Genomic DNA, 14406 nt, shown 5'->3' with positions numbered 1-14406 from the left:
AGAAAACACAAAATGGCCGCTAAAGACGTCAAGTTTGGCAATGATGCTCGTGTAAAAATGTTGCGCGGTGTAAATATATTAGCCGATGCAGTTAAGGTTACACTAGGGCCTAAAGGTCGAAATGTAATACTAGATAAATCTTTTGGTGCCCCAACAATAACTAAAGATGGGGTATCTGTAGCTCGTGAAATCGAACTTGAAGATAAGTTTGAAAATATGGGCGCACAGATGGTAAAAGAGGTTGCATCTAAAGCTAATGACGCCGCAGGTGATGGGACCACTACAGCCGCTGTTCTAGCTCAATCCATTGTAAATGAAGGACTAAAAGCCGTTGCAGCCGGAATGAATCCAATGGATCTAAAACGCGGTATAGATAAAGCGGTAATTGCAGCTGTTGAATCACTTAAAAAACTATCATCACCGTGTTCTGATGCAAAAGCCATTGCTCAAGTCGGCACTATATCTGCAAACTCTGATGAGACTGTAGGAGCGTTAATTGCAAAAGCAATGGATAAAGTCGGCAAAGAAGGCGTTATTACTGTCGAAGAAGGAACTGGCCTACAAGACGAACTAGAAGTTGTTGAAGGTATGCAATTTGATAGGGGTTATTTATCTCCATATTTTATCAATAAACCTGCTACCGGTTCTGTAGAGTTGGAGTCTCCTTTTATACTTTTATCAGATAAAAAAATATCTAATGTAAGAGAAATGTTACCTCTCCTAGAATCAATAGCTAAAGCAAGCAAACCATTATTAATCATTGCAGAAGATATTGAGGGTGAAGCATTAACCACACTAGTGGTTAATAGTATGCGTGGAATTGTTAAAGTAGCAGCAGTTAAAGCACCTGGTTTTGGTGATCGCCGTAAAGCTATGTTACAAGATATTTCTGTTCTTACAGGTGGTTCTGTAATTTCAGAAGAAATTGGAATGGAGCTTAAAAATACAGTTCTAGAAGATCTAGGTCAGGCAAAGCGCGTTTTAATTAGCAAGGACACTACCACCATTATTGATGGTGCAGGAGATAAGCTATCTATTTCAGGTCGAGTAACTCAAATTAATCAACAAATCAAAGAAGCTACTTCAGATTATGATAGAGATAAACTAAAAGAGCGCATGGCTAAACTTGCAGGTGGTGTAGCTGTACTAAAAGTAGGCGCAGCAACTGAAATTGAAATGAAGGAAAAAAAGGCACGAGTAGAAGATGCTTTAAATGCTACTCGCGCTGCAGTAGAAGAGGGTGTGGTTGCTGGTGGTGGCGTAGCTCTAGTACGAGTCGCCTCAGAGCTTTCAAGTCTTCGTGGTCAAAACGAAGATCAGAATGTAGGTATTAAAGTTGCCCTTCGTGCAATGGAATCTCCAATGCGTCAAATTGTTGCCAATACAGGAGCAGAGTCATCTGTAGTCACTAATTCTGTAAAAGCAGGAGTAGGAAATTACGGTTATAATGCTCAAACAGAAGAGTATGGTGATATGATTGAACTAGGTATTCTCGATCCTACTAAAGTAACAAGATCCGCATTACAATACGCAGCTTCTATTGGGGGCTTGATGATTACCACTGAATGCATGATCACTGATCTACCTAAAGGTGAGACACCTGAAGCTGGACCAAGTGGTGGCATGGGTGGCATGGGCGGAATGATGTAATTGTAATTTTTATCAACCCCTTGAAAAAGGGGTTGATTTTTTATTCATCCTTAAAATGTCATAGATAAGAATTAATCAATATATCAGCATTACCAAATAAAACTGAAATAAGATTATGAAGATAGAAATTTACTGAACATCCACGTTGATAAGCTAGACTAAACACTTCTAGTTACTTTATCTCAACAAAACTAACACTAATAACGAAAGTGAAAAAATTTAAAACTAACAAGATTATCTTGTTTCTCTTCTAATCAGAAGATATAAACTATATAGTTTTACCATATTTGATAAAATCAATCCTATAGATTGATCACATGTAAATAATTCATCTAAATATCAAAAAAACTCACTACCTTCTGATGTCTCAACCGTCAATTCACCACGTAAATTCTTCTGCATAAGATCTCGAATCTCTTCACTAGTTAAATTTTTACTCAATAGATAATATAATTTAGCTAAAGCCGCTTCTACACTAAGATCAGCCCCCCCAACTACACCCGCGCATGCCAATCTGTGTCCAGACATGTATCCCTTCATGTTAACCTTACCAGAGATACACTGTGTTACATTAACAACAACTACACCACGCTGAGTAGCACCCTTTAATTCATCTAAAAACTCTTTATTCTGAGGTGCGTTACCCATTCCATATGAGCGAATGATCAAGGCTTTCATCGGTTCTCTAGTAAAAGAACGAACCACTTGAGCAGATATACCTGGATAAATTGTAATAATTCCAATAGACTGCGAGAAAATAGGATGAACCACTAGCTCTCCTTCTGATAAAGGTAGAGATTGAGTATTAAAAACCCTAATCCTCGGGCCTACTTCTAATAGTGGTGGAAAATTGGGCGAAGCAAAAGCATTAAAACGATCAGCATGTACTTTAGTTGCTCGGTTTCCACGGTATAAGGTATTGTTAAACAACAATGTTACTTCATGAATTGGATACTTCGCAGCAATAAATAACGCATTAATTAAATTATTTTTCCCGTCTGATCGGAACTGTTCCAGTGGAATTTGGGCTCCTGTTATAATTACTGGTTTTGTTAGATTCTCTAACATAAAAGAAAGTGCAGAGGCAGTAAATGCCATAGTATCTGTACCATGTACAATAACAAATCCATCATATAAGTGATAATTATGATAAATATCATTGGCAATCATTTGCCAATTTTTTGGTTTAATATCTGCAGAATCAATAAGAGGATGATATTCATTCATAGTAAAATTAGGCATAGTTACTTTATAAGAATCTAACATATTATCTAGCTGATTTTTCAAATAACCTGATACCGGAATGCAACCATTATGAGAATATTGCATACCAATAGTACCCCCTGTATATGCGACATAAATGGATTTCTTTTGCATTCGAGCTCTCAAAAATAACTGTCAAAAAATCTTAGCTATGAATGAACCCCTATCAGACACAATCAGAGCGGTCTGTATAATCTTGTTATTTTTTAAACAAATTAGTGTTTACTTTATATCACTACGACAACTGGTACAAAGAGCATAGCGATCTTTAGAATCATAAAGAAAATACCCTCCCAAACCAGATTTATTAGTTATCTCTTGGAGACTATCTAAGATTTCCGTTGATGAGCTTATTTGAAAAAAATGCATTAAAAGAGATAGATTGGCAGGAATCTCAACTTCACTAAAAAACATATCCAGTAATCCTGGCCTATCTTTATACCAACTAATCTGCGGATTAGTTAGTTTTGCTAACTCTGCAGCCTTCATCACTGCATCATCAAAATCACCTAATGCATCTACTAATCCATTATCTTTTGCTTCACGTCCAGTCCATATATGTCCCTGCGCTATCCTATCAACCTCAGTAATAGTTTTATGACGTGCTTTAGCTACTAAACTGATAAATCGTTGATAACCATTCTCTATACGCAATTGCATTATTTTCTGAACTTCTTTTGGTAAAGATTTAGTGTTCATTACTTCAGCTAAACCAGATGTTGCCACTCCGTCAACATGTACACCAATGGCACCTAATAAATTCTCTATAGTATTCAATACGCTGAAGATTCCAATAGAACCAGTAATAGTATTTGGATCAGCTATAATGTAGTTGGCTGGTATTGAAACCCAGTAACCACCTGATGCGGCTACACCCCCCATAGACACTACTACAGGTTTACCCGCATTCCGTGCAGCAGATAACTCTTCACGAATACCTTCAGATGCTGTTGCAGTGCCTCCAGGGCTGTTAACACGAAAGATAATAGCTTTTATTTTTGGATTAAGACGTGCTGATCGAATTTCCAATATACTGGCTTCACTAGAAACGCAGCCTGTCTTAGTATCACGATCCATAATAGCACCACTAACCATGATCACTGCTATGTTATTATTATCAGTACTGGTATTTTTAAGCTGGTAATCATAAATATTAATACCATGATAATTTTTTATCTCTTCATTCCATCCAAATACCTTTACCAAGGCTTTATCAACAAATGAGGACGAAGCTAATTCATCCACTAAATGCATATCTTTAGCATACTGAGCAGAGTCTCCGTGTAACTTTTCTAATCTATATACTTGCTCCTGCACGCTTGGAAAGATTTGTTGAATATCCAAATGTCTATTCTCAGCTAACGTACATAAATAATTATGCCATAGCTCACCCAGCCATATTCTATCGATCTCACGCACCTCTGATGACATATCATCGCGTAAAAAAGGTTCTACAGCAGATTTATATCTTCCTACACGGAATACATGAGAATTGATTTTTAATTTCTTTAATAAACTGTGATAATACATGCTGTTTGTAGCAAAACCATGCAAATCTACCTCCCCATCTGGAGACAAATAAATTTTATTAGCAAAACTTGCAAGATAGTATTGAGCTTGACTATAGCTAGATCCAGTAGCAAAAATTGGTTTTCCACTATTTCGAAACTCACGCAAGACTTTACCAACATATTGTAATGATGGCTGGTCACCACCAGAAAAATTATGTAAATCGAGTACCATTCCGGTAATCTTGGGGTCATCCTTAGCTTGACGAATAGTAGACACTAGATGAAATAATGAATGTTCCTTAATATTTTCACTATTATTGCCCAATATCTGGCGACCTACCTTATTGAAGAACTTATGACTATTAGTCGGCTTATCGACTAACATACCACTAAGATTAACAATAAGAGCCCCCTTACTTAACTGAGAAATTGTATTAATTTTTTCATATTGCATCCAGATTCCACAACATAAAAAAACTAACAAAATACAAACAACATTTAAAATCACTTCACGTATCAAAGTTAAAACTCGCCAAATCGAGTGAAAAACTTTAATGATAAATTTCCATACCATGTACATTAGCTCTCCACCAATAACCTATATTGCTCGATGCGATGAGAAATACGAGCTGCTAAGTAATTAAAATTCATCATGTATTATCCTACATTTATAGTGTATCTTTATAAGATACCTTTATCTTTGGAATCAATATTTTATTCAGAATGATAATAATAAGTTATATAACACTATATGATAAAAATCACTATAGCAACTCTCTATTGTTATCAATATATAATATTACCATTAATTTAAAGCAAAAATTAAAATATCAAGGAATGAGGGATCTAGAAAATACGTAATAATTCTAGAAAAAAATGAAATTTATAGACTAATTCATGATTTGTACGATTTTCGTTTAACAAAACATCAAGTCTATAATAAAAAATACAATAATAATTAAAGAAGAATCATTTATCTAGATTTCTATAATCAATCTAGCGATCTTATTGTCGCATTATAAACAGCATCATCTTTATCTAGTTCAATAAAACGACTACTCACTCTAATCATAGACTACAACTAAATAATTTTAATAATATAAACTAAATACAAATAAAGAATAAGAAATTAATTTTACATTCCATAAAATTCTTAATTTATATTTTATATATTCTCCATCATGGTGTATGCCAAAAAATGGCTCTTGTTTAAGATACCAACCGGTTTAATGACATAAATAAAATATTAATTCACTACTAGTCATATTACATAAAATAAAATTACGCATCATTAATCTCTCTCGTAATCTATATTGTCATATTATTGTCAACCCTATAACATTATAAAAATTTATATTATATGAATAAAAAATACAGAACTACTTATTTTTTAACATAAAAGAATAGAATTATCTTCATATGATAGATATCGTCATCTTATTCATCTGATAAAAAATGATACAAACTTTATCTTTTCCGTTTTTCTTACGAAAGTAACTTAAATTAAAATAATATATATAGCTTATTATAAATAATATATATTAATTCTAATAGCTATCAAAAATAGATATACAAATATTTTCTAACAGGACTATTTAATATTTAATAGAGATTTAAACTAATTTTAAAAAATAGATATTATGAAATAATCTGTGATATTTATCTAAAAATATCTAAGATATTGTAGTGTACAATTACACCATACTAATATTATCCACTCTCTATTGTCATTCTCTATTTCCTAGATCCTCTTAATCTCATAAAATCATAAAAAATCATATTACTGACTAATTAAATCTTATCTTAGTTCTAAACTAAGATAAGATGAACCTTTTCTTTCTATCGGAAGATACCTTAAATATACCAGATCTCTATAATTTTTATTCTATATGTATATAGCATGTGACATGCAATGTATATATAGACTGATACAACACTGATCTAAATTAGCTTATACATGCTAATATAAATATAAAAATTATTTTATACAATAATAAAATAATACATATATTAGATAATAATTAAAACTACCCTAATGTCTATATCGCTATTCATAGAAGTTTTCGATAATGATATATTATATTATATATTACTTTAAAAAAGTTTTACTTCTATTAATAAAATGTAGTCAATAGAAAAATATTCCATCATTCATTTATATTCAAAATATTTAAGTCAATATATTATCTCAAAATAAATACATACATAAATTAATACTTTAATTATATGCTAAATCATTGAACTTAATGATAATATTTTATTTTTTATCTATAAACGATCACAGTATTGATATGTGATACTTAGATGATCATCTAAATACAATAAACATCTATATTTCTAGTGATTCTCATAGAGACGATCACCCTAATACCTAGCCAATAGTATGTGCTGACAACAAATACTTTTGAACAAAAAATGAAATATACCACATTTAAACGATTAAAAAAACGATTAATGCCTATGGTTATGTAAATCATAACCATATATTATTAACCTCTTCAATATGAAATCGTAATAGAACAATATCTATAATACCATATGTATGATACATCATGAATTTATGATATATAATTTACTTATATAAACCATAACTATGATAGAAAAACCACTATATAAATAAGATATTTTCTTAATAACCTAACTAATTATAGAGCGTTTTATTATAAATTTTTATAGAAATTGCATATAATTATATTTATAATTATCAATTTTTATACATTTATTTTCTTTCAAGACTTAAGATAATTGTTTCTTCTTTATAAAAAAGAAGATCACGTCAATTATAACAAAATAGAAAATAATTTAATTCAAGGTTTTCATGAAGAAATTACAATCTGTAGAAGCTTTATAATTTTATCCCAAACGATTAAAACTTATATACCATAACAATATAGCATGTCAACTACATAGATGAAATGCATAGTAATCTAAACTTCTACATATTCTTCAAAAATATTAACAACCCATCTATCACAAACAAAATAATTATTATTTATGAATACATATCTCTCTTAAATTACTGAGTTCTATAAAAAATGAAACATAAGGAATCTATATCAAGCTAATTACAAAATAAAAGAACAAAATATAGGAATAGATAAAAAATTATATGAAAAATCTCTTCAAATCTAATCAAAAAAGAAGAAATATAATAAATTTTTATAGTTCTGATTATAATAGATACAAACTTAATTCTATTCCACTAATTATATAAAATAATATATCTCATTATAATAATACTTAATTCAATAAGTGAAATAAATATTGATATCATTGATAATAATTAATTAAACATTTCTATAATTAGTGTTTCTAAAGGAAGACTCATGAAGATCTTACCTCTTGCTTGGAAAGAACGTTTTTCTGGAATATCACGCCTATATGGACAAACTGCATTATCATTATTTTCTGAACAACATATCTGCATTATAGGAATCGGGGGAGTGGGGTCATGGGCGGCCGAGGCGTTAGCTCGAAGTGGTGTTGGTATGTTAACTTTAATCGACATGGATGATATATGCATTAGCAATACTAACAGACAAATTCATGCAATAGAAACAAACTTAGGCAAACCAAAAACGGAAGTCATGGCAAAACGTATCTCAAAAATAAATCCTGAATGCTGTGTAACCTGCATTGATGATTTTATTACTGTAAATAATACCTCTATCTTATTGAACTATAATTTTAGTTATGTTATTGATGCCATTGATAACGTGAAAGCAAAAGCAGCACTACTATCGTTATGTTATCGTTCTAACCTACCAGTCATAACTATTGGTGCCGCAGGTGGAAAAATTGACCCACTACAAATACAAGTTTCTGACTTAACAAAAACAATCCAAGATCCATTAGCAGCTAGTGTACGTGATCGACTTCAATATGATTTTCAAATCATACCTAATAGTAAAGGGAAACTTAACATTGATTGTGTATTTTCAAGTGAGCGCTTACGCTATTTTCAAGAGAATGGTTGTATATCCCATTCACGCAGAAATATTAAATTGCAAAAAAGAATGGATTGTGAAAAAGGACTAGGTACAGTAACCATGGTTACTGCCACTTTTGGATTTATTGCCGTATCACATGTTTTAAAAAAAATATTATATAAAAACCAAAACACTATCTGATCAACAGTCATCATCTCAATCTACTCTACCACTGAACAAAGAAGGACAAAAAATAATAATAAATCATTTAATAAATAAGTGTTATAATTAACAGGTCACAAATTCATATATATATGAATCTTAATGAAATTTTATAGTTTAAAATAATAAACTCTCAAAATAGGTCATCATTCTGTATTTTTTACAATCCGCATACCCAGTCAACTAACCATAAACCTGATACTTACTTAATATTAATTTAGAATTAATGTTGATTTTCTCTTTAAATATTATGAATTTAAAATGGATTATGTGAATCAATAAATTATATTAATTAATATAAACCCTATATCACAATGACCGATTTTTATCCTATTTTTATTATTTTTTACGTTGTAAAAAAATATTGACAATGCAAATAATTAACTAGTTACTACTTGTTAGACAAGTACCTTGAACTGTAAGATAAATCAAATAACATGATGTTATCAGTACAAATTTATTAAACATGACTAAAAATAATCTTAGAGATATCTAAAAGTAATTACATCACCGGACACAATCCTAACAAATCAAACGCTAATAATAAAAAAATTATTGTAACACATACAAAATATTATACTGATTGTTGAACATAACTCATATAAAAATTTATGAATATCCTGCTTTAGGTAACCGCTTGCCATCTAACCAAGCAGCACCATTATCCATGATTAATCGACCATCAATAAACCAACTAATTGCTTTAGGATAAATCAAATGCTCTACACATTGAACGCGTATAGACAAAGAAGATACAGTATCTCCTCTAAAAACTGGTACTTTAGCTTGTAATATAACCGGCCCTTGATCTAAGTTTTTAGTTACAAAGTGCACTGAAGCGCCGTGTTGATGATCTCCATTCTTAATAACTTTCTTATGAGTATGTAATCCCGGATAACGTGGAAGCAAAGACGGATGAATATTAAGTATTCGGCCATAATAATATTCAACAAATGCTATACTAAGAATACGCATATATCCAGCCAAAATAATGAGATGCGGTTGGTAATAACCTATTTCGTTTAGTAAGCAATCATCAAATTCATCTTTATTACAGTACCTGGATTCTAAAATGACATGAGCAGGAATTTTAGCTTTATGAGCGCGATTTAAAGCAGTTGATTCAGACTTGTTGCTAAAAACAGCAACTACCTTACCGGAAATTAGCATATTACAACATGCATCCAATATGACCTGCAAATTGCTTCCATAGCCAGAAGCCAAAACAACAATACGTTTCATATATTAATGACTACGCGCTCAGAAGAGCTAGATGATTTAACAAAACCTATTTTCCACGCTAATTCTCCAGAATTACTCATAATATGTAAAGTCTGGTCTAATGAAGAGGGATCTATTATGATGACCATCCCCACTCCACAATTAAAAGTATGATACATCTCAGAACGATTCATATCAGAAGACTGTTTAATCCAACGAAAAACAGGTGGCCAGTCCCAACTTGACGCCTCTATTACAGCTTGAAGATTAACTGGTAATACGCGAGGCAAATTATCTAATAAACCCCCACCAGTCACATGCACAATCGCATGAACATTAATCTGTTGAATTAAAGTTAAAATGCTTTTTACATAAATTCGTGTTGGTATCAACAAAAGCTCTGCTAATAATTGTCCATTAAAGATAGCAGTATCTATACTAATTTTAGTATGCTCTAAAAGTTGACGAACTAATGAATATCCATTAGAGTGTAAACCAGATGAACCAAGAGCAACAAGAATATCGCCATCTCTGACTTTATAACCATCAATAATACCTTCTCTTTCAACTATACCTAAAGAAAAACCTGCCAGATCACAATCTTCTCCACGATATATACCAGGCATTTCAGCAGTTTCACCACCAACTAAAGAACAACCAGACTCTAAACAACCTTGAGCTATACCGGTCATGATCTTAGAAGCAGTATCAATATTTAACTTACTCATAGCATAGTAATCTAAAAAAAATACTGGTTCTGCACCTAAAACAATTAAATCATTCACACACATAGCAACCAAATCAATCCCAATAGTATCATAAGACTGTAATTGCATAGCTAATTGAAGTTTAGTCCCAACTCCATCGGTACTAGAAACTAAAATTGGATCACGATATTTTTTTGGTAAAGAACATAAAGCCGCAAAACCACCTAGCTCACCTATCACCTCTGGACGACGAGTTTTTTTTACTATACCTTTGAGTCGACTAATTAACACATTACTAGCATCAATATCTACACCAGAATTTTTATAACTAAAAACAGTAGTATCACTCACCATGCCATCCCCATTTGATATTTATGAAATAAACAAAATTTCAGGGCACTCCACTCTAAATATAAACGAATCAAAAAAAAATTAAATCACAGTAACCTCTATAATATTAAAATTCATATACTTTAAATAAAATATTACTCGCACATTAAAATTATATAAAAATTTATCTTAAAACATTTGACTTAACTAATCTTATAGAAGATATTATATATATCCATGTCATTTAAAAAGTTATAAGTTATAAAATAATTAAACCAAAATCTTTAAAGAAAGTCACTGGAATTAATGAGTCTGATCCCAATTATAACCTACACCAATATTAACAGATAAAGGTACATCAAGTTTAATTACGCTTTCCATCAATTGGCGAATCTGTACAGAAGTCTCTTCTATAATATCTTTCCGTACTTCAAAAACCAATTCATCGTGTACTTGCATAATCATTTTAATTTTATAAGAATCTTGAGTTAATAACCATTTATCCACATCAATCATTGTTTTTTTAATAATATCTGCTGCAGTACCTTGAATTAAGGCATTAACGGCAGACCGTTCAGCTGCTTTACGACGAATCGTATTGGTAGATGTGATATCTGGAAAATAAATACGACGCCCATTTAAAGTTGATGCATACCCTTTTTCTACCACTTCTCTTTGCGTCTTTATTATAAAATCCAATATTCTTTGATATTGTGAAAAATAACGATCTCTATATATTTTAGCTTCCTTTATACTTATATTTAAATAACGTGCTAAACCAAAAGAACTCATACCATATATTAAACCAAAATTAATTGCTTTAGCAGTGCGACGTTGTTGTTGACTAACAGAATTGATCGCAACACCAAAAACTTCTGATGCCATAGAACAATGAATATCTTGTTCTTTAGAGAAAGCCAATAAAAGATTCTGATCTTGTGATAAATGGGCTATAATACGCAATTCAATTTGTGAATAATCAGATGATAAAATATAATAATTTTTTTCTGCAATAAATGCTTGTCGGATGCGACGACCTTCACGACTGCGTATCGGAATATTTTGTAAATTAGGGTGACTAGATGAAAGACGACCAGTAATCGTCAAGGCCTGATGATATGAAGTATGAATACGATTACTACTTGGAGTGATCATAAAGGGTAATTTATCAGTATAAGTTGATTTAAGCTTAAATAGACTTCGATATTCTAAAATAATTTCGTGTAAAAGATTTTTTTTTGTTACATCTATTAATATGTCTTTTGTACTAGAACAGAGAACATCTGATTTGTTTTTTATAGAGTTAGTATTTTGTAAATCATATATAATTTCTTGAATTTGTTTTGGTGACAAAAGGTTAAAGGATTTTCCTGCTAATCTATATGCTTCTTGTTTTAGGCTATGCAGCCGATCATTTAGTTCCTGTGAATGCACCTCCAATATGCTACAATCAATTAGAACTCCATTATTTTCTATTCGTGCAATTACAGGTACAAGAACTGTTTCAATATTTTCAAAAATATATCTAAGTTCTAGATTTTTTTCTAACTCGCTAAATAACTTAAAGTATAATTTTAGTATAATATCAGCACATTCTGCTGCATAATAAGTTGCTATATCTAATGGTATTTTATAAAAATTAAGTCTATTGCTTCCTGGTTTAGTAATCTCAGTTAATTTCACTGTTTTATGATTTAACCATGATTCTGCTAATTTTAATAAATCATTACTATGACATCTGCTATTTAATACATAAGATGCTAGCATCGTATCGAATAATGCGCCCTTGAGCACAATATTATGCTTCTTAAAAATCTTCTGTATATAATGAAAATTATGCCCAACCTTCATTATATTTTTATCCTCAAATAGAGGCTTTAAAGATGAGAGAACATAAGAACACTGTAACTGAACTGGTACGTTTAAGTAGTCATGTGATATTGGCAGATAAGCAGCATGACCCAAAGTAATTGCTAATGATAATCCAATAATATTGATGTGTAATTTGCTTGATGAATGAGTATGTAAGGCAAATGAAAAAAATTTTTTATTTTGTATAGTTTTTAGCCACAATGAAAACACTTGTTTATCTAAAATACTCGAATAATTAGATAACAATAATTCATGAACAGATTCTGGCAAATCTCTCTCTTTCAATATAGGAGCAGAATTTGGTATAGCTATTTTTTCTTTATGAAAAGAATCTAACCACCATTGATCTTCCTTTAAGTACACAACCCATCTTCTCAGATTATAAAATATCAAAAGTTTTATTAACTCTTGTATAGATGGAGACCTCTTAATTAACTGACCACTAGTCCATTCAAGTAATACATCAGTTTTAATGGTTGCTAATTTATAAGAAAGAAACGCTGTTTCTTTATTTATTTCTAGTTTAGTCATTATTGTTTGCGAGCCTCGAAAAGAAAGCGAGGCAACTTTTTCTAGGTCTGAATAAATTTTAATAATCCCACCAAACGTTCGTAACAAAAACTGAGCTGTCTTGATCCCAACACCAGGCACCCCTGGAATGTTATCAGATGAATCGCCCATTAAAGCAAGAAAATCTATGATAAGTTCTGGAGGAATTCCATATTGGTCTAAGACCTCTTTTGGTCCTATGATTTTATGACTTACTAAATGAATTAACTTGATATTGTCAGTAACCAACTGAGCCATATCTTTATCATTAGTACTAATTAATACATTAAAACCATCTTTTTCTGCTGCCAAAGCGAGAGTACCAATGACATCATCTGCTTCAACACCAGGAATAACTAGAAGAGGTATTCCCATTGCTTTAATAATCTTATGCAGTGGATCAATTTGTACTTTTAATTCCTGAGGTATAGGTGGACGATATATTTTGTATTCTACAAAAATATCATCACGAAAAGTTTTTCCTTTCGCATCAAAAATTACAGCAATATGACTAGGCTTATATTTTAAAAATAAACGACGAAACATGCTTAATACGCCATAAATGGCTCCAGTTGGAAAACCAGAGTTATTAGTAAAAGAAGGGAAAGCGTAATAAGCACGATATAGATAAGAAGAGCCATCTACTAAAATCAATAGATTTTTTTCAATCGTAATCATAAATAATTCACATTATCTTTTTAGTTAAATAGAATAAGTATGAAGAAAATCTATTCATATCTCCGTTAATTTAAGCTGTTGTAATATATTCACTTCTGGAATCATAATAGAATATATAGTGTATAAATTAAGACACATAACCCTCTATACTAACCAATCTCTAAACTAATTCCAAAGAACTGATATTCTTTCATATCAGGATAAAATACCAAATAAAATCTAATAAAAGTAAAAATATGATTTTATTTTAAATAATTTTACTTAAACCTACTTTATTGATATCTATATTATAGATACTTGTAATGGAGTTGAGTTATACTTTTAAAAATAAAAATTTATTTTAATATATAAAATTAATTCTTATTTTGAATCTTTCCTGTTTAAATTATAATATATTTCTAAACCTTTCTAATACTGATAGATACAATGATAATCTTACTAAATAAAAAATAATCATCTTAAACTTGTCTTTCT

7 protein-coding genes are annotated in these 14406 nt (G+C 30.8%); 2 read left to right on the top strand and 5 right to left on the bottom strand.

Annotated features, from left to right (window positions below):
• Positions 1-12 precede the first annotated feature (12 nt).
• A complete protein-coding gene (gene groL, locus HACICURT3053_RS00105) occupies positions 13-1650 on the top strand; it encodes a chaperonin GroEL (protein ID WP_157991748.1) in 1638 nt (545 codons plus the stop codon).
• Positions 1651-1989: 339 nt separating this feature from the next.
• On the opposite strand, the gene ansA is transcribed toward groL, so the two are convergent.
• Together ansA and sppA are read right to left on the bottom strand one after the other, a co-directional pair.
• Positions 1990-3027 carry an asparaginase gene (gene ansA / locus HACICURT3053_RS00100; protein WP_157991747.1) on the bottom strand — a complete coding sequence of 346 codons (1038 nt, stop codon included), beginning with the start codon at positions 3025-3027 and terminating at the stop codon, positions 1990-1992.
• A 108-nt stretch (positions 3028-3135) separates the two neighbouring features.
• Positions 3136-5004: a signal peptide peptidase SppA gene (gene sppA, locus HACICURT3053_RS00095; protein WP_157991746.1), complete on the bottom strand. Its 1869-nt coding sequence runs from the start codon at positions 5002-5004 to the stop codon at positions 3136-3138.
• A 2746-nt stretch (positions 5005-7750) separates the two neighbouring features.
• Between sppA and tcdA the strand changes: the two genes are divergently transcribed.
• The gene (tcdA, locus tag HACICURT3053_RS00090; protein WP_157991745.1) at positions 7751-8554 is read left to right on the top strand and encodes a tRNA cyclic N6-threonylcarbamoyladenosine(37) synthase TcdA; all 804 of its coding nucleotides are present in this window, start codon (positions 7751-7753) and stop codon (positions 8552-8554) included.
• Positions 8555-9184: 630 nt separating this feature from the next.
• Here tcdA and purN read toward each other — a convergent pair.
• The 3 genes from purN to polA all read right to left on the bottom strand — a co-directional run bounded on the left by purN (position 9185) and on the right by polA (position 13932).
• The gene (gene purN / locus HACICURT3053_RS00085) at positions 9185-9817 is read right to left on the bottom strand and encodes a phosphoribosylglycinamide formyltransferase (RefSeq protein ID WP_157991744.1); all 633 of its coding nucleotides are present in this window, start codon (positions 9815-9817) and stop codon (positions 9185-9187) included.
• Positions 9814-10854: a phosphoribosylformylglycinamidine cyclo-ligase gene (gene purM, locus HACICURT3053_RS00080; protein ID WP_157992280.1), complete on the bottom strand. Its 1041-nt coding sequence runs from the start codon at positions 10852-10854 to the stop codon at positions 9814-9816. Before purM ends, purN begins: the two co-directional genes overlap by 4 nt.
• Positions 10855-11136: 282 nt before the next feature.
• Positions 11137-13932 carry a DNA polymerase I gene (polA, locus tag HACICURT3053_RS00075; RefSeq protein WP_157991743.1) on the bottom strand — a complete coding sequence of 932 codons (2796 nt, stop codon included), beginning with the start codon at positions 13930-13932 and terminating at the stop codon, positions 11137-11139.
• Between the last annotated feature and the right edge of the window lie 474 nt (positions 13933-14406).

The organism is Candidatus Erwinia haradaeae (genome assembly GCF_900698855.1).
Lineage (GTDB): Bacteria > Pseudomonadota > Gammaproteobacteria > Enterobacterales > Enterobacteriaceae > Erwinia_E > Erwinia_E haradaeae_F.
This window is presented reverse-complemented; position numbering and strand designations above follow the sequence as displayed.

What these genes read in the sequence shown, in the direction of transcription:
- groL (WP_157991748.1), top strand. Translation starts at nt 13, where the DNA reads ATGGCCGCTAAAGACGTCAAGTTTGGCAATGATGCTCGTGTAAAAATG.
- ansA (WP_157991747.1), bottom strand. Translation starts at nt 3,027, where the DNA reads ATGCAAAAGAAATCCATTTATGTCGCATATACAGGGGGTACTATTGGT.
- sppA (WP_157991746.1), bottom strand. Translation starts at nt 5,004, where the DNA reads ATGTACATGGTATGGAAATTTATCATTAAAGTTTTTCACTCGATTTGG.
- tcdA (WP_157991745.1), top strand. Translation starts at nt 7,751, where the DNA reads ATGAAGATCTTACCTCTTGCTTGGAAAGAACGTTTTTCTGGAATATCA.
- purN (WP_157991744.1), bottom strand. Translation starts at nt 9,817, where the DNA reads ATGAAACGTATTGTTGTTTTGGCTTCTGGCTATGGAAGCAATTTGCAG.
- polA (WP_157991743.1), bottom strand. Translation starts at nt 13,932, where the DNA reads ATGATTACGATTGAAAAAAATCTATTGATTTTAGTAGATGGCTCTTCT.